The sequence below is a fragment of the Vibrio sp. 1288 genome (assembly GCF_033344475.1).
Map to the genome: position 1 here is coordinate 1 of NZ_JAWPOX010000945.1, position 559 is coordinate 559.

The window sequence follows — 559 nt, forward strand, 5'->3', positions numbered from 1 at the left end:
CCCATAGACGCACCAATCCCGATTGAGCGCTGGGATGGGCATCTGTTGCTAAAAGCCGATTATGTTTCTATCGATTCAGGTCAGTTGGACTACTATGAAAAAACCACCGATTCTGACAGCACTTCGTTCCAAAATGACGCATCAGGTATGGCATTTGGAGCGGGCTGGCAAGCTGAAGATTGGTTGGTCGATATCGGCACGACACCAATTGGTTTCGACCATACCACATGGGTTGGTGGTGTGCGCATCAATGGGGATCTAGGTGAGTTAGGTTGGACTGCAGAAGCTTCGCGTCGCCCAGAGACTAGCAGCACGCTTTCTTATGCTGGAATGTCTGTCCCTAGTGGCACGACTGACCCTCAAGGGACTAAATGGGGTGGGGTTATCCGTACTGGCGTGAAGTTGAACTCAAGCTGGGACACTGGTGGCCCTTACGGCTTTTGGAGTAGCTTGCAGTATCATAGTTTGACTGGTGAAAAGGTTGAAGACAACACTCGTTTAGGCGTGTTAGGTGGGGCGTACTATAAGTTAATTGCAACGGACGACCAGCGTTTAAGTA

Annotated in this window: 1 protein-coding gene; it reads left to right on the forward strand. The window is 50.1% G+C overall.

Annotated elements, in window-relative coordinates:
* On the forward strand, positions 1-559 hold a 559-nt coding region (locus R8O11_RS30250), incomplete at both ends, for a cellulose synthase subunit BcsC-related outer membrane protein (protein ID WP_318195264.1).